General features: G+C 51.0%; 17 protein-coding genes. 11 read left to right on the top strand and 6 right to left on the bottom strand.

From position 1 onward, the window contains the following. The first annotated feature begins 89 nt into the window (after positions 1–89). Positions 90–839 carry an OmpA family protein gene (locus ACX9GU_RS18685; RefSeq protein ID WP_473192522.1) on the top strand — a complete coding sequence of 250 codons (750 nt, stop codon included), beginning with the start codon at positions 90–92 and terminating at the stop codon, positions 837–839. An 18-nt stretch (positions 840–857) separates the two neighbouring features. Further along, positions 858–1,730: a hypothetical protein gene (locus tag ACX9GU_RS18680; protein WP_473192521.1), complete on the top strand. Its 873-nt coding sequence runs from the start codon at positions 858–860 to the stop codon at positions 1,728–1,730. A 44-nt stretch (positions 1,731–1,774) separates the two neighbouring features. On the opposite strand, the gene ACX9GU_RS18675 is transcribed toward ACX9GU_RS18680, so the two are convergent. Further along, positions 1,775–2,707 carry a LysR family transcriptional regulator gene (locus tag ACX9GU_RS18675; RefSeq protein WP_473192520.1) on the bottom strand — a complete coding sequence of 311 codons (933 nt, stop codon included), beginning with the start codon at positions 2,705–2,707 and terminating at the stop codon, positions 1,775–1,777. A 434-nt stretch (positions 2,708–3,141) separates the two neighbouring features. Between ACX9GU_RS18675 and ACX9GU_RS18670 the strand changes: the two genes are divergently transcribed. The 3 genes from ACX9GU_RS18670 (at position 3,142) to ACX9GU_RS18660 (ending at position 5,140) form a co-directional block, all read left to right on the top strand. Beyond that, positions 3,142–3,786, top strand: a complete 645-nt coding sequence (locus tag ACX9GU_RS18670) for a response regulator transcription factor (RefSeq protein WP_473192519.1) — start codon at positions 3,142–3,144, stop codon at positions 3,784–3,786. Between the two features lie 35 nt (positions 3,787–3,821). Further along, positions 3,822–4,439, top strand: a complete 618-nt coding sequence (locus ACX9GU_RS18665; RefSeq protein ID WP_473192518.1) for a hypothetical protein — start codon at positions 3,822–3,824, stop codon at positions 4,437–4,439. 107 nt (positions 4,440–4,546) lie between these two features. After that, positions 4,547–5,140 (top strand): LysE family translocator, encoded by a 594-nt coding sequence (locus tag ACX9GU_RS18660; RefSeq protein WP_473192517.1) that lies wholly within the window; start codon positions 4,547–4,549, stop codon positions 5,138–5,140. Here ACX9GU_RS18660 and ACX9GU_RS18655 read toward each other — a convergent pair. Continuing rightward, positions 5,116–5,931, bottom strand: coding sequence for an AraC family ligand binding domain-containing protein (locus ACX9GU_RS18655; RefSeq protein ID WP_473192516.1), 816 nt, complete (start codon positions 5,929–5,931; stop codon positions 5,116–5,118). The two genes, ACX9GU_RS18660 and ACX9GU_RS18655, sit on opposite strands and share 25 nt — an antisense overlap. 78 nt (positions 5,932–6,009) lie before the next feature. Here ACX9GU_RS18655 and ACX9GU_RS18650 point away from each other — a divergent pair, with 78 nt between their 5' ends. Next, entirely contained in the window at positions 6,010–6,474 is a 465-nt protein-coding gene (locus tag ACX9GU_RS18650) for a methyltransferase family protein (RefSeq protein ID WP_473192515.1), read from the top strand. 326 nt (positions 6,475–6,800) lie between these two features. Here the strand turns inward: ACX9GU_RS18650 and ACX9GU_RS18645 are convergent, their stop codons facing one another. Then, the gene (locus ACX9GU_RS18645; RefSeq protein ID WP_473192514.1) at positions 6,801–7,652 is read right to left on the bottom strand and encodes a PA4780 family RIO1-like protein kinase; all 852 of its coding nucleotides are present in this window, start codon (positions 7,650–7,652) and stop codon (positions 6,801–6,803) included. A gap of 123 nt (positions 7,653–7,775) precedes the next feature. After that, positions 7,776–9,266: an alpha-amylase gene (amyA, locus tag ACX9GU_RS18640; protein WP_473192513.1), complete on the bottom strand. Its 1,491-nt coding sequence runs from the start codon at positions 9,264–9,266 to the stop codon at positions 7,776–7,778. A 247-nt stretch (positions 9,267–9,513) separates the two neighbouring features. Here amyA and ACX9GU_RS18635 point away from each other — a divergent pair, with 247 nt between their 5' ends. Next, positions 9,514–10,812, top strand: coding sequence for an SLC13 family permease (locus ACX9GU_RS18635; RefSeq protein ID WP_473192512.1), 1,299 nt, complete (start codon positions 9,514–9,516; stop codon positions 10,810–10,812). A 51-nt stretch (positions 10,813–10,863) separates the two neighbouring features. Here the strand turns inward: ACX9GU_RS18635 and bhsA are convergent, their stop codons facing one another. Continuing rightward, the gene (gene bhsA / locus ACX9GU_RS18630; protein ID WP_021805178.1) at positions 10,864–11,121 is read right to left on the bottom strand and encodes a multiple stress resistance protein BhsA; all 258 of its coding nucleotides are present in this window, start codon (positions 11,119–11,121) and stop codon (positions 10,864–10,866) included. Positions 11,122–11,553: 432 nt separating this feature from the next. Between bhsA and ACX9GU_RS18625 the strand changes: the two genes are divergently transcribed. Then, positions 11,554–12,201 (top strand): TetR/AcrR family transcriptional regulator, encoded by a 648-nt coding sequence (locus ACX9GU_RS18625; RefSeq protein ID WP_179249677.1) that lies wholly within the window; start codon positions 11,554–11,556, stop codon positions 12,199–12,201. 47 nt (positions 12,202–12,248) lie between these two features. Here the strand turns inward: ACX9GU_RS18625 and ACX9GU_RS18620 are convergent, their stop codons facing one another. Further along, positions 12,249–12,692, bottom strand: a complete 444-nt coding sequence (locus tag ACX9GU_RS18620) for an acetyltransferase (protein WP_473192511.1) — start codon at positions 12,690–12,692, stop codon at positions 12,249–12,251. Positions 12,693–12,799: 107 nt separating this feature from the next. Between ACX9GU_RS18620 and ACX9GU_RS18615 the strand changes: the two genes are divergently transcribed. The 3 genes from ACX9GU_RS18615 to ACX9GU_RS18605 all read left to right on the top strand — a co-directional run bounded on the left by ACX9GU_RS18615 (position 12,800) and on the right by ACX9GU_RS18605 (position 15,489). Continuing rightward, complete coding sequence (locus ACX9GU_RS18615) at positions 12,800–13,684, top strand: oxygenase MpaB family protein (protein ID WP_473192510.1); 885 nt, start codon at positions 12,800–12,802, stop codon at positions 13,682–13,684. Positions 13,685–13,811: 127 nt separating this feature from the next. Beyond that, positions 13,812–14,915, top strand: a complete 1,104-nt coding sequence (locus ACX9GU_RS18610; protein WP_473192509.1) for a suppressor of fused domain protein — start codon at positions 13,812–13,814, stop codon at positions 14,913–14,915. A 46-nt stretch (positions 14,916–14,961) separates the two neighbouring features. Continuing rightward, entirely contained in the window at positions 14,962–15,489 is a 528-nt protein-coding gene (locus tag ACX9GU_RS18605) for a cysteine hydrolase family protein (RefSeq protein WP_418348955.1), read from the top strand. Positions 15,490–15,531 lie beyond the last annotated feature (42 nt).

Genomic DNA, 15,531 nt, shown 5'->3' with positions numbered 1-15,531 from the left:
CAACAGTAAAAACTCCTAAACTAGGCGGACTTATGTTTTCTCGTGCAAAAAGTACTCGTGTTGTTCTGGCAATTGCCATTGTGCTCTCCATGTCAGCATGTACTAGAAGTATCAGCCAGGTAGACGATGCCGGGCATACCGCAAGCCCGGTATTCCCACAGCTGGACAAGGCAACCCGTAAAGAGGGCAGCTACGTGAATCTGGATAACCTCAATATGATCAAGCCGGGCATGACCAAAAACCAACTCTATCAGTTGATCGGCACGCCTCACTTCTCTGAGGGCGTGTTCGGTGTGAAAGAGTGGGATTACATCCTGAAGTTCAGAATGGCTAGCGGTAATGACTTGGTTTGTCAGTACAAAGTGGTGTTCGATAAGGAGCTTATTGCTCAGTCATTCTTCTTCCAACCAGAAAACTGCCTGGATAAGTTGAAGGCGGCTCCACCTGTAGTTAAGCATAAGGCTCCATCCTCACCGGTGACCTTCAATGCCAACATGCTGTTTGGTTTTAACAGCGCGGTATTGTCGGCGGCAGGGGTTAATGAACTAACGGGATTTGCTAACAAAATCAAGCAAACCAACCTGAATGAAAACAGCATCATTATTATCGGGCATACCGATCGTCTGGGTAGTGCAGCTTACAATCAGCGGCTCTCTTTGAAGCGTGCCGAGTCTGTGCGCGATCTGTTGGTATCAAACGGCATCAGCCGCCAGATTATTCAGGTAGATGGCGCGGGATCCTCTCAGCCGTTAGTCGCTTGCCCAGGTAAAAAATCGGCGCAGGTGGTCGAATGTTTGGCTCCCAACCGTCGGATCGTGATTGAGTTCACCAGCAAATAAGCTATTCAGGACAGAAAGATGAAATCGAAATTTTTAGCCAGGTCTGTCGTATTATTACTAGCCAGCGTTTGGGGTTTTAGTGCTCAGGCAGCGAGCAGGGATTATGTTGTTTCTTATCCTACGTCATCATTAATCAGCGAAACGCTGCTGGAAATGACGCCATCGGTCAATAATGAGCGTAATGATCTGATGATGAAGTTGGTGTGCGATCTGGCTAGAAATGAGAAAAGTCAGGCTGAGGTAGAGACCTTCCTGCAAAGAAACGGTGTCGACGTCAGCCAAATTCCTGCAAGCGGTAACGCCTTGTCGTTGCTGGTTAATGGTGAAACCCAGAAACAGAAAGCCGCGTGTGCCAGCTATATTGCTACTTCGGTGATCTTGCCAGGGGATAATAAAGACTTGTTCAAAGAGGTCAATGTCACCAATAAAGAAAAGAAGATTAGTGTTAAGCAAGAGGTTGATCAAGACAAACTCAATCAGATCATGCGTACTCGGATGTCTGTTGCTGAAGCCAATGCCGAGTTTTATTCGTTGATGGCCAACGCTTTGGCTGATAAGGGGAAGGTGAGCTACGCTACGTATAAAAACCAGATATTCGACATGTTTACCGAATTAGCCCCGTTCTACCTGGATCGTGTTAAACAACTCTATGCTGGCAAGAAAGGAAATATTACCATACTCAGCCTGTCAAACACTGATTACCGTGTGATGGATGACAAGGGCTACGTAATGTCTTTCTCACAAGGGGCGTTTGAATTGGATGTTAAAGGCGTTAGCTGGTTTGGCAAAGGCAAAATGTTAGGTAAAGCATATTACGTTGATGTGCCCTACTTTAGTCAACCGGCGGCTAATGCTGAGCCTAAAAGTAAGTCATTAAAAAAACGGAAGTGAATTCAGGTTTATCGAGATGCGGTGATTAATCGCCGCATCGCTGTCTATCTATTGGTCATAATATTGATGATATCATTGAGTATGGGGTCATCTTTATTTTTTTTATGGATGTGGCAGTAGACGGTGTATTTGTCATTTTCGAAAACATCACAATATAGGAATTGCATAGAAAATAAATCACAAAATAGAGGCGCAACAAACTCAGGGACAATAGTGATGGCATCAGAGTGGGCTGTGTGTAAAACGGCGTTAATCAGTGATTCACTCAGGTAGGCTCTACGGATATTTTTTTCCGTAAACCAGGAAAGTAAAGGGTTTTCTGCCATGTTTCTACCATTACGACTAATCCAGCCAATTTTTTTTTCCTGCGCTAATTGTTCTATAGTGACATCTTTATGAATCCTGGGATGCCCTTTCCTAAACAACACGACTAATTTGATCGCGGGTAAAGGTTTTTTGATGATAGCTCGGTCATTGCCTAGATGAAACCCAATATCCATATCGATCTGTTTATTTCTTAAAAGTTCTAGGCATTGTTCTGCATTGTTAGGTAGGGAATAGAATTCAAAGTTAAGGTTATTTTGATATTTTTTATGATTAATCAAATGATGGGAAAGCCAAAAATCAAAAACTGAATTGGTTCTGATACGGATAGTTCTTGAGTTGTGCTGCGGGTTGGCACTTTCTACAACATCGATCGTTTTCAACGTCATGTTGAGTTCATCAAGTAATGGCTGAGTGTTGTTGTAGAGGTTCATCGCCAGTAAGGTAGGCTTTACACCACTATTGGTGCGGATGACGATAGGATCGGAAAAATGTTGCCTGAGTTTGTTGAGCGCGTAACTGATTGATGAACTGCTAAGCCCAAGCCGTTCTGCTGCGAGCGTGGCACTACCCATTTCTATCACCGCATTCAGGATGGTTAACAGGTTCAAGTCTAATCCAGGATTTTTATCACTGTTTGTATTGATCACCATAGACCTTACTTTGTTATTGCTGCGAGATCTGCTCGCACGCGGTTGACGAAAAAAAAGTATAGCATCAAAACTGGTAACTTTATGAAATTATTACTTACATCCTAAGGCTGTAACGGATGGCACTGAGAAGAAGGATTTTAGGATGTTTGCATGGGTGAGGATTATCAGTCGTTATAGTTGATGTTTTAATATCTAAGTAAAGGTTAGATACATATTTTATTATCTTGTTTTCCGTTGGAGGCACTTTGACGTTTAATGATGTCATCAAATATCCCGACTAATAGTAGTTTTATTTATGGGATTTTACTTATTTTTAATAAATTAATTCTTACTGACTATTTTTACTAATTAAGAGATAGTGTCGAAAATGAAGGATATACTGCAATGAAATTTCTTCGTTAGCCAGGATGCACAGTTTTACGGAAAATGGAAAGATGATGATAAATATTATCATATTCAGTGATTGTGAACTCATTCGCTATGCATTTAATAAGCTTGTTGATGATTTAGTTTCCTCAAGTAATTATCTTGGCAAAGAGGTCAATCTTACTCTTTGCAAGAGTATCTCCAGTGTGACTGATGAAGTGATACAAAAAGAGAAATCCATGGTTATTTTAGATATGGATGAAATATTTTACTCAGAACGTATTGACTTTATTAATAAGCTAAAAGGCAACAACCAAGGTAGTGTTATTGTAACACTATGTAAAGATGAAGATGAGAGTGATAATTATCAAATTTTGTCACTTTTCTCTGATGTGGTATTGAAGAAAAAATCTGATATTGAAACTATTACACGTACCATAGAAAAAATCCTGACTAAAATGGGTAGCCAATTTGGCGAGATTCATAATGTTATCAGTCACATAGGAAATATGCGTTTCTTCGCGTTGACGAAGAGGGAAAATGACATTTTGAAAAGGATTTTATCTGGTATGAAAAATAAGGAAATTGCTGAGGAGTTATTTATTAGCAGCAAAACAGTGGGGACGCATAGGTCTAATATTTATAGTAAATTTCATGTTAGAACTATCACCGAGCTTTATTTTAAATTGAAATCAGATTCATTGATTAGGTAACCAGTGATGTTATTGTTAATCCGAGAGGAAAGGAAATGAAAAGCCTGATGATCTTCAGTCGTTGCCAATACTTATCACTAGGCATGAAATGTTTATTTCAAAATAATATCGAAGGGGGTGGTGGGATTATTGTATACCATTCATTAAAAGGATGTAGGAAATGTAACATTAAAAATACACTGGTGATCGTTGATATTCGTGATGACTACTTTGAATCTTTCTGTTTGCTGCAGGCTTTTCGTTGTAAGAATCCCGATGCGAAAATTATCGTGATTTTATCCTGTCATTCAAGTGTTTACTTTAAACTGACCGGTAATGGGCTGGCCAACGGAATTGCTACCATCAAAGATCCGATCGATGAACTAGTTGAACTGATTTTCTGCTTATCGAAAAGCGAAAGCATGATAACCAAGGGTATTTTGCAAGAGAGAGACAGTTCCATTTATGAACAAGTGGATAAAATCTCTATAACACATTGCGAAATGACGATTTTTGACTGTGTGATGAAAGGCGTTAGTTTAACTACGCAGGCATATATTGATGGCCGGAGCATAAAAACACTCAGTCATCATAAACGTAGCTTGATGAGAAAGTTCGGTATTATTACCAATATGGAGCTGTATCGCTTGGCAAAGGATCGCTTAAGAATCTGAACGCCTCAGCAGGGAACCAAGGCGAAGAAGAAGGGCGATTTTGTTCAATACACTTCCGCTGTAACCCGGCACGCTGGCACCTGTAACCCACTTTACAGGTGCTGACTATGACGCTTTACCTCTCTATGGCCGCTTTTGCGTTGGCCTCCTCTATTACTCCCGGTCCGGTAAACATCGTGGCACTTAGCTGTGGAGCGCAGTTTGGTTTTACGACCAGCCTGCGGCATGTAACCGGTGCGACCTTGGGTTTCACGTTATTACTGGTGTCGGTTGGCTTGGGAATGCATGAAGTGCTTACCTTATGGCCGGGGCTGACTACCGTGATCCTCTGGGGTGGCGTGGCCTTTCTGCTCTATATGGCCTATCAGCTTGCAGCGGATGACGGGAAACTGAGCCAGGGCAATCGACAACAAACGCCTTCTTATTGGTATGGTGCCTTGCTGCAATGGCTGAACCCCAAGGCTTGGCTGGCTTCTGTTGCCAGTATGGGGGCCTTTGTTGGCGATGGAGACATGCATCTGTTGTGGCAATTTGCCGGGCTCTATTTTGTGATTTGCTTCCTGTCGATAGCCTGTTGGGCCTACGCTGGGGCGATGCTGAGCAGCCTGTTGCAGCGGGCGCACAATCTGCGGCGCTTCAACCGCCTGATGGCGCTGCTGCTGGCGTTCAGCGCCTGTTACTTGCTGGCAGAGGGGATCTGATACTGGCCGGGGGTAGCTGCCAGCAGCTGTTTGAAGGTGCGCTGAAAGTGCGCCTGATCGGCAAACCCGCTTTCGTTGGCGGCGGCGGCAATGGAGAAGCCCTGTTTCAGTAGCCGCTGGCCGTGTTGGACGCGCTGATTGACCAGATAGGCATGAGGCGTCATGCCGTAGCGCTTCTTGAATGCGCGGATCAGGTAGGAAGGGGAGAGGGCAGATGCTTGGCAGATCGCCTCTAACGTCAGCGACTGGGTACAATGAGTGCGGATAAACGCCGCAGCCATTTCCAATTTAGGGGTCATATCCTGCTGTGGAACCGGAGATTCGCCGAGTAACTGCGGCAGGTTACTGAAGTAATCCACCAGGGCGATCTGCTTTTCCAGATGGCAACAGAGCGGATCGATCAGTACCCCATACAGCTGATTCAGACCGTTAAACAGCGCCTTATCCTGGCTGATAATCTGCTTGAATGGCACAAAGCCTGCGCCAGGGTCCTGTTGAAGCGTTGCCAACCAGTGCTGGTCAATATAAAACATGGTATAGGCCCAGCGTTGGTCGCCAATGGGATTGCAGCCGTGCGCCTGCTGCGGGTTGATGATCACCACGTCACCGGTTTTAACCTGTAGGTGTTGGTCGCCGTTAACATAGGTGCTGGTACCGGCGGTGATGGTGCCAATACAGAAGAACTCGTGGCTGTGCAGCGCATAACAGAGCTTGCGGCCATCTTCGACGGCGCGGGCCTCTACGAACGGCAGGCGTTCATCGCGCCAGAATTGTGGGGCATATTGGCTCATCGTCTCTTCTCTGGCGTCGTTACAGGGAGAGTTTGTTATATCGCAAATAGCATTGCGTGGTCGAGAGGGAATAGGAAAATGGTAGCGTGGTTGCAGCGGCTGGCTTTGCCGCCGGTGGTGATGGCGGTTTGTGCTGCGGGGATGGCGGCAACCCGCTGGCTAACTGGGAGGGACTGGCAAGATAGCCTGCTTATTCTCTTGGCCGCAGGCGTATTGGCGGTAGCTTCTGTGATGATTATGTTTAGTGCCAGTTATGCTTTTCACCGGGCTGGCACTACGCTGCATCCACAAAAATTTCAGCGGGTCAGCGCGTTGCTGGTTAACGGAGTTTTTCGTTTCAGCCGTAATCCGGTGTATCTGGGGCAGATCCTGCTGTTGGCGGCCTGGGGGCTATTGCTGGGCGGTATCGGCGTCTGGTTATGGTGGGGGCTGTTTTTTGCCTATCTGGATCGCGTGCAGATCCCGCGCGAAGAGGCGTTCCTACGTACCAACTTTGGGCAAGACTACGAGGCGTTTTGCCGTCGGGTAAGGCGTTGGCTTTGAGGCCCCTCACCCCAACCCTCTCCCACAGGGAGAGGGAGCTGATTCTGCGTTGTCGTCAGGTACTGCGAACAAGCTATTTCACTGCAACAGAGAGCTGATTTAGTGCCGTGATTAGGACTGATAGCGAACTCGATCGGTCCCCTCTCCCACAGGGAGAGGGAGCTGATTCTGCGTTGTTGTCAGGTACTGCGAACAAGCTATTTCACTGCAACAGAGAGCTGATTTAGTGCCGTGATTAGGTAAATTTCTATACTGATAGCGAACTCGATCGGTCCCCTCTCCCTGTGGGAGAGGGTTAGGGTGAGGGGTCATTTTGATGCTGAATATCAATCTTCTTCTTCGTTACGAGCCATCAGTTGCCGCTGGTGCTCATCACTGGCCGCCTGGATCTCTTCCAGCACCGAGCCAACATCGGCCCGCTTGCTGGTTTCAACAAACTTACCGGTCAACTCCGTCTCTGGCGTCAGGTTGCCTTCCTGGTACAGCGCCCAAATCTCTTTGGCATACTTGCTGCCCAGCAGCTGCGGCGCATATTGGCCGTAGTAGTGAGTCATATTGTTGATATCGCGTTCAAACATGCTTTTGGCATGGTTGTTGGCGGCGGCATCTACTACCTGCGGCAGATCGATAATCACCGGCCCGTCTTTATCCATCAGCACGTTGAACTCTGACAGATCGCCGTGAACCAGCCCAACACAGAGCATGCGCACGGCATAGTTCATCATCAAGGCGTGATCGTTCAACGCCTGTTCCGGCGTTAACGTGACGTCGCTCAGGCGTGGGGCTACCAGCCCTTCTTCATCGGTGATCAGCTCCATCAGCAATACACCGTCCAGGCAGATATCCGGCTGTGGCACACGTACGCCAGCCTTGGCCAGCAGGTATAGCGCGTCCACTTCGGTATTCTGCCAGGCCTCTTCCTGCTGTTGGCGGCCAAATTTGGAGCCTTTACTCATGGCGCGAGCGTCGCGGCTATTGCGCACCTTGCGGCCTTCCTGGTAGTTCACGGCCTGCTTGAAGTTGCGTTTATCGGCTTCTTTGTACACTTTGGCGCAGCGGATCTCTTTACCGCAACGCACGATAAATACGTCGGCTTCTTTGCCACTTTTCAAACGGCGGATGACGTCGTCGATTAAACCATCATCTACCAATGGCTGGAGTCGTTTTGGAATTTTCATGCAGCCTTGTACCCTATTTAGGCTCCGCTGTGAATATTTGCTTATGGTCTTAATGAAAAATCAGACCAAAAAGGCAAAAATGGGTTTTGCCGCCGGGGTGGTACATTGCCTCCCCGGAGGTCCTTATTCTGCTTCGGCCATGACCCAGACGCTAACGCTGCCGCCGTTGACCGGGAAGGCTGCGCTGCCGTGCTCATCCGTCATGATATCGTCCTGGCGGTTGCCGAGGAAGTCACGCCAGGATTTATGCGCAAAATTTTCGCCCAGCGCGACGGTTTTACTGCTTTCGGCCCCGTTGGTCATCACCACCACGCAACCTGGTTGCTCGGCAGTGCCACTGCGGCTGAAGGCGATGCAGTGCGGATCGTCAAAATAGTCGTGCTGTTCGCCGTTGGCAAAGCGTTGACGCGCCTGGATCAGCTTCTCCAGTTCGGCAATCACCGGCATGTCAATCTGGTATTCCTGGCCGTCATCGCCTTGATCGCTATAGCTGGCACCGTACAGATCCGGGTAAAACAGGCAAGGAACGCCTTGTTCACGCAGCAGGATCAGGGCATAGGCCAGCGGTTTGAACCAGGGTTCGACCGGCGCTTCGAGCGATTGCAGCGGCTGAGTATCATGGTTTGCCACCAGAGTTACCGCATGGGCAGGATCGACGGCGACCAGCGTATCGGTAAACAGCTGCGACATATCGTAACTATCGCCCTGTTTTGACGCCAGATGGAATTTCAGCTGTAGCGGCACGTCGAACAGCATCACCTTACCATCGACCAGTGCTAAATACTGTTGTAATGCCGCCAGATCGTGTGACCAGTATTCGGCCACGATAAACAGATCGCGCTGTGCCGCATCGCGCACGTGATCTGCCCAGTCTTTAAAGAACCAGGCTGGGATATGTTTGGTGGCATCCAACCGGAACCCGTCGCAAGGCAGGATTTCCATCAACCAGCGTGCCCAGTATTTTAGCTCCTCGACGACGGCTTGGTTACGAAACTCCACGTTGGCGCCCATCAAATAGTCAAAGTTGCCGTTTTCGTCGTCAACCTGATCGTTCCACCCCTCTTCGCCGTAGTCATTGGCAATTTTGAAGATGCCTTTGTCATCCGGTTGCTCGATGTAATCGACGCCGCTAAAGCAGGTGTAGTCCCAGATAAATTTGGAATAGGCCCCTTGCCGTCCAGGGAAGGTAAAGCGAGTGTAGGCCAGCGCGTCGATGCCAACCTCTGCGATATCGTTACGGTTATCTTCATCTACCTTATAGACGTGCACCTGCTCTTTTTCATCGGCGCCAATCTTGTGGTTGAACACCACGTCATAGATCACCCGGATTTGCTGTTCGCGCAGGCTATTAACGGCCTGCGTCAACGCCTCTTTGTCGCCATATTTGGTGGCGCGGGTGCCTTTTTGATCAAACTCCCCCAGATCGAACAGATCGTAGCTGTCATACCCCACCGAATAGCCACCCGCAGCCCCTTTATAGGCCGGTGGCAGCCAGAGATCGGTTACGCCCAGCTCGGCCAGGGCAGGGGCACGTTCGGTGACCTCCTGCCATAGCTTGCCGCCATCCGGGTAGTACCAATGGAAAAACTGTAACAGCGTGGTCTTTTTCGTCATCAGTCAGTACCCCGGTTCGTCAGTAAACGTGTGCCAAATGCTCGACCCCTCTAAGCATGGGCCACTTTTGGCAAAAGGGAAAATAGGTGGCGTTAGCCTGCAACCAGAGTAGCCTCTTGGCGCAGGGAGAGTATGGCCGATTTGGCCGCCGCCCGTGAACTGTGAGCCGTTTCACCGTTCGGGCGTTTGCGATATGTGAAGATATAACCAGTTGATAACAAAAAACTAACGATGACAGGGAGTGGGGATGATGGATTACCCGATGGGCGTTTCCGCGCTGGTGACTTTGGTGGTGATCGCTTTATGGGCAACGTCGCGTTTGCCGGAGTATCTGGTTGCGCTGCTGTTTTTTGCTGCGGTGATGGTGTTACAGCTAGCGCCGACGGCCGTGGTGTTTTCCGGCTTTGCCTCATCGGCATTCTGGCTGGTATTGAGCGGCTTTGTGCTGGGAACGGCCATTCGCTCTACGGGGCTGGCCGATCGGTTAGCCAATCGTATTTTGCCGCTACTGGCAGGATCCTGGCCGCGGTTGGTGGGCGGAGTGGTGGCCATCAGCTATGCGCTGGCCTTTGTCATGCCGTCGAATATGGGGCGTATTACCCTGTTGATGCCGATCATCATGGCGTTGGCCGAACGTGCCGGGTTGTCTGAAGGATCGCGTGGCCGTTATGGCCTGGCGTTGGCGGTGGGGTTTGGCACCTTCCAGCTTTCGGCAAGTATTTTGCCTGCCAACGTACCTAATCTGGTGATGAGCGGGGCGGCAGAAAGCGCCTATGGCATTCACTTCACCTATCTGGCTTACTTGCTGCTGCACGCGCCGATCCTGGGGTTGGCAAAAGGCGCGTTGCTGACGTTATGCATCTGCTGGTTGTTCCGCGCCAAGCCGCAGCCGGTGGAAAAAACCGCCGAGCAGAGAGCACTTAGCGTGGCGGAGTGGCGGTTGATCGCGCTGTTGCTGGTCACGGTGCTATTGTGGATCACCGATAGCTGGCACGGCATCGCTCCCGCCTGGGTGGGGTTGGCTGCCGCCTGCGTTTGCCTGTTGCCGCGTATTGGTTTCCTGACGGGGGAGCAGTTTGCAGCCGGTGTCAACATTCGCACCTGTCTCTATGTGGCGGGGATCCTTGGGTTGACGGCTTTGGTGAGCCACTCCGGGTTGGGGGATTGGTTAGGCAATGCATTGCTGAACGTCATACCGCAAACCCAGGATCGGCCATTTACCGCTTTTGGCATGTTGATCGGTATTACGACGCTGTTGAATTTTGTGGTGACGGCCAATGGCGTACCCGCGTTGTTCACGCCGCTGGCGCAGGTTCTGTCAGAGGGGAGCGGCTTACCGCTAACCACGGTATTGATGACGCAGGTGATTGGCTATGCCACGCCGCTACTGCCGTACCAGGCATCACCGATTGTGGTGGCAATGGGGATGGGGAAAGTTCCTCCGCGCGAAGGACTGAAACTGTGTCTGCTGCTGGCCCTGTTAACCTTTGGGCTGTTGGTACCGTTGGATTATCTGTGGTTCGGGTTATTGGGCTGGTTTGGCTGACGAGCAAAAGGCGGCACCAGGGCCGCCTCTTTGCATAAAACCGTTTAACGATTAGTTATAGATAATCGCGGTGCCGTGCAGTTTGTTGCTGCCGGTTGTTGCGATGATCTGGAAGGATTTGGCGCCGGCTGCATCCGCTTTTGCCGCCAGTTTATTTTCCAGCGATGACAGGTCAGAAGCGCCACTCACGGTGATCACGCCTGATTGTTGCAGATCGGCCGGTTGGCTGCTGACCAACTCTGCGGCGAAGCTACCGAAAGAGACAGAAGCTAGTGCGATGGCGGCGAGGGTCATTTTCAGGTTTTTCATAATGGTTTCCTATCTCTAGATGAGCAATAAAAGTTTTTGTGTTATCCCGTTTAATTACTTAACGGTCGATAACTTAATGTTAGGCTCCTGCCCGAACGATTGCAAATGTTTTTTTAGTGGTCGTTAATTAATTCGTGCTATTCCACTTAAGCCGTAAGCTGCCAGGTAAGGCGTTTTATGGCTTTATTTTAATATAATTAATTGTTATTTAATGGTTTTAGTTGAAAGTGGTGACAGATATCGCCTGCTTTGTAGCCAGACGCAACCCGGATTGGATGCTGTTTTTTGCCCGACAGGGAGCGCCATTGGCGGCAATGCTTACCGATCGCTAATTAAAAGTTGCTCGCTTATCATCGGCGGCGTACTATTTTTTGTACCGATCGATAATTTATTTATTGCGCCCGAGTTGGGCTGCCGGGAAAGTGAGGGTCTATGAGTATCAATAATGAAGACGCATGCGCGAAGAAATCACGCGGCAGGCCGAAGCAGTTTGATCGCGATCAGGCCGTTGAGCAGGCGCTTGAGCTGTTCTGGCGCCATGGCTATGATTCCACCTCGTTGGCCGATCTGGTGGAGGCGACCGGGGCTAAAGCGCCTACGCTGTATGCGGAGTTTGGTAACAAAGAGGGGCTGTTTCGCGCCGCGGTTGAGCGCTATCTGAGCCGCTACGTGGAATGTTACAACCGCCTGCTGGCCCAGGAGTTACCGATCGCCGATATCGTCGAAGCCTATCTGCGCACCTCGGCAGAGGTATTTACCGATCCGGAAAACCCTAGCGGCTGTTTTATGGTATGTGCCAACGCCGCTTTGTCCTCCTCTTCAAACGATCTGGCCGAGATGCTGCGCAACAAGCATTTTGCGCAGGAAACCAGCCTGAAAGCCTGCTTTGACCGTAAGGTGCAGCAAGGGGAATTGCTGGCTCGCACCGATACCGCATTGTTGGCGAAATACATTATTTGCCTGATTGAAGGCATGTCCGCCCAGGCGCGTGAAGGGGCCAGCCGTGAAGATTTGCTGCGGCTGCTGGATACCACCATGATGGTGTGGCCGCGTTTGAGCCAGGTGGGTAACAAAGTCTGATCTGCCGCTAGACAGCCCCTCTCTCATTGCGGGAAAGGGGCCAGTTTTTACCGCGTTGCCCGCATCATATGCAGTAATGGGAAAGGCTTGCCTTGGCCATCCAGCTCGCTGCGGCCCGTCACCACAAAACCGTAATGCTGATAAAACGCCAATGCCTGCGGATTCTGCTCGTTGACGTCCAGCAGCAGTTCCTGATGCATGGGCTCAACCTCAGCCAGCAGGGCCTTGCCAATACCTTCGCCACGCCGATCGGCATCAATAAACAGCATTTCCACTTTGTTGCCATCCAGGCCGATAAAACCGCATAGCTGCCCGGCAACATCTTCGGCAACCCAGACGCTGACCGCCGGGAGATAGTCGTTGAGGATCAGCGGATACAGGCGCGCAATATCCTCTTCGGCCAGGAAGTGATGGGTGGCGCGCACCGAACGCTGCCAGATTTCTACCAGCTGCGCGTTATCTGTAGCCACGCGTGTTCTTATCGTTATCATCGAAATTCTCAATCTATTGTCATTGTTCGTTAAGCTATCCACCTGGCGAGTTGAGCAGTCTCAGCCCCTCACTATGATAAACTGCGCCATAGGCCGTGGACAGGGGGATGGAAGTGATACGCGCAGCGATAGAGAAACAGGTGCTCAGCCTGACCGGGCTGGCACTCGGCGGGATTGATTTTGAAAATCCGGCTGGCGATCCGGGGCTGTTTGGCCCGCAGTCGGTCACCTGGCAAGTGCATGGTGACTTTACCTCCATGCTTTGTGGCGGCGTCAGTGCGCTGCTGTTGCAGATGCTGCACCCGTTGGCCTTGGCGGGCGTGTGGGATCATTCCAACTTCCGCGAGGATATGCTGGGCCGCCTGCGTCGTACCAGCCAGTTTATCTCTGTCACCACGTTTGGCCCCAGTGCAGAGGCGCAACGCCTGATCGCCAAAGTCAAAGCTATCCATTTACAGGTCAACGGCACCGACAATAACGGACAGCCTTATGCTGCCAGCGATCCGCATCTGCTCACCTGGGTCCATGTCGCCGAAAGCAGTCGTTTCCTGGCCTCGCACCTGCGTTACCGCAATCCGCATCTGTCTCTTGCTCAACAGGATGCCTATTACCGTGAAGCGGCTCGCGTCGCGGAAGCCTTGGGCGCGCGCGATGTCCCAAAATCCTGTGCGGCGGTTGACGATTATCTGCAACAGATGCGCCCGCAGTTGGTCTGCGATGAACGCACGCTGGAAGTGGCAAGCATTCTGCTGGCGGCCCCGGCTCCCAGCACACTGGCGCGGCCATTCGGTGCATTGGTGATGCAGGCAGGGATCGATCTATTGCCGGATTGGGCACAGCAACAGTTGGGATTCGCCCCTGGGGCGACCCGGCGGCGGTGCGTGCGTATTGGCGTTGGCGGCGTTGGACGGGTGCTGCGCGCTTCGGTGCGTAATGGCTCTTACCATCGGGCTATGCGGCGCATGAATAAGAGCGTATCAGCGCAATGTTAGCCAGCGCTGCCACTTTTGAGACTATTGCCCGTGATCCCGATTGATGATGCGTTCTACACTGGCCCAGAGAAATATTCTATTTTTAGCGTACAGCCTATTTGTGCGCCAGCAACCCCCTTGAGGTGATATGAACGAGTCAAACGTACTTGCTGAAGTGAATAACGAGAATCAAACGCTGGTCGCGGTGGTTCAGCAAGATAGCCGGGCCGCCTATTTTTATATCTACCCAACGGAAGAGTACAGTGAACGTTTTCAGGTGCGCGCCTGCTGGCTGCGCAACCTGGCTACGGCTCCGCAGCAGGAAGATCGCGCCGCTATGGAAGCCGGTCTTCCCCCGATGTTGGCGGCCGAGTATTGCCGTAATCTGGAAGGCGAAGCGCCATTGGATCCCGCAGGGCTGATGGTGATCTGGACGGAAAGCGACGACGGGGCTGCCCTGTGGTATCACGGGCAACTGCTAGCGGTGATCCCCGGCTGGAGTTTATATATCGATCACTCGGTCTGCTATTCCGCCAGCTGCATCAAAGAGAACCCATTGGCCTACCCGCTCGGCTCCGCATCTACCAATACGCAATATGCGCTGGCGGAAAATACCCGGCAGTTCTGGCGTAGCTGGCAGCGGGAAGAGGGGAATCCCTGGCCAAAAATGCAGAGTGAGTTCCAGGCACAGTACGAACAACACTTTGGCCCTTCGGTGAAGTATTACGCTATCGATCAGGGGAAATGGCCGCCGATGGCCATCACCCAGCATGAGCGCGACGGGGTTTACTATTTCCTGACCATGGGGGCCAGCATCCGGCCGATGCCGTGGGTAGAGATTTTGTTCAACGACGATGCCGCCAGGTTCCGCCGAATGGAGATGGCAATCGCCATTGATGGGCAGTATATGACCGAAGAGAACGCGGTGCAGATGGCCAGCGCGTTAGCGGGATTTGCCCATGTACCCTGGGCGAACATCACCTGGTTTGGCGAAGGGCATACGCTGGCGTCGGCGGTGGCTCCGCAGGGCTATGAAGGCTATGTACTCTCTTCGTCATTTTATCCCTATAGTGAGCACTTGGTATTGCCTAAACAATACGGTGATACGGTGAATATTTTCTGGGCCAGCCCGGTGTTTGCCACCGAGCGGGAATTGGCGCAGGCCACGCCCAACGGTGGCCACGATTTGGTAACCAGGCTGCGTGAACAGGGCGTTGACCATATCTTCCGTCCACGCCAGCCTCTCGTTTAACGAGGGTGGGGTACTGTCTATTTAACGATCGCTTTTGGAGCCAGCTATGAAGTCAGCGTTGTTAGTTATCGATGTGCAGCAGGGCTTGTTTAATCCCCCGCCAGCAGAGGCAGAACAGGTCCTCACGCGGATTAATCAACTGAGTGAACGTGCTAGACAGGCTGGTGTGCCGGTGATTTTTATTCAGCATCAGACAGCTCATGAAGAGCTATCAGCAGGCAGCGCAGCCTGGCAGATCCATCAGGGATTACAGGTAAAACCGGGGGATCATCGGGTTGATAAAACCACGCCAGACTCCTTTTTACGTACCAATCTTGGCAAGCTGCTGATTGCTGAAGGGGTGACACAGTTGGTGATCTGCGGCTATTCCACGGAATACTGCGTCGATACCACCACCCGCCGGGCCGCTGGCCTGGGTTACCCGGTGGTGCTGGCGGCAGATGCACATACCAGCCATGACAAACCCCACGCCAGTGGGCTACAGATCCGTACTCACCATAATGCCACCTTGTCGAGTATCGAAAGTTTTGGTGTGGCGATCCGCGCCGTGCCTACAGCCGAAGTGAGTTTCTGAGCCAGATGTCGCCCTTGACGCGGTTCTGAGCGGGGTGTACCG

The sequence above is a fragment of the Serratia sp. K1WW1 genome (genome assembly GCF_055790865.1).
The sequence above is the reverse complement of the archived record's forward strand: the minus strand, read 5'-3'. Positions and strand labels throughout refer to the sequence as shown.